The 724-nt window shown below is 42.7% G+C and carries 1 protein-coding gene; it reads right to left on the bottom strand.

Features of this window, described 5'->3' with window-relative positions; genetic code table 11:
• A partial coding sequence (locus ACS8FD_RS20330; RefSeq protein ID WP_439277196.1) for an EF-Tu/IF-2/RF-3 family GTPase occupies positions 1 to 724 on the bottom strand: 724 nt, incomplete at both ends.

The following is a 724-nucleotide window of genomic DNA, read 5'->3' on the forward strand; positions in this document are numbered from 1 at the left end:
GACCTTTACCATCAAGCTCCATATTGGTCATCTCGCCTTTACGCAAACCGACCTGTTCCATAATAGAACCTTGATGCTCTTCTTCAATATCGAACACAACGTTTTCATAAGGCTCTTGTAGCTTACCGTCAACTTCTTTAACGATAACTTCTGGGCCTGAAACACCCATCTCGAAACCTTCACGGCGCATGTTTTCAATTAGTACAGATAAGTGTAGCTCACCGCGACCCGATACTTTGAATTTGTCAGGAGACTCGGTATCTTCTACACGTAATGCTACGTTATGAATCAGTTCACGCTCAAGACGCTCACGAATGTTACGTGAAGTCACAAACTTACCGTCGCGACCAGCAAACGGTGAATTGTTTACTTGAAAGTTCATTGATACAGTCGGCTCATCAACCGTCAGAGCTGGCAATGCTTCGACGTGATTAGGGTCACAAATAGTATCAGAGATATTAAGTGCATCAATACCAGTAATACAAACAATATCACCAGCTTGTGCGTCTTCTACTTCAATACGATCAAGACCGTGATAACCCATAATCTTCAAAATACGGCCATTACGAGTATTACCGTTTTTATCAATGACTGTAACCTGGGTATTAGTTTTAACTTTACCGCGTTGGATACGACCGATACCGATAACACCAACGAAGCTATTATAGTCAAGACTTGAAATTTGCATACGGAACGGGGCATCTGCATCTACTTGCGGAGGCTG

This window comes from Psychrobacter sp. 1U2, assembly GCF_051847575.1.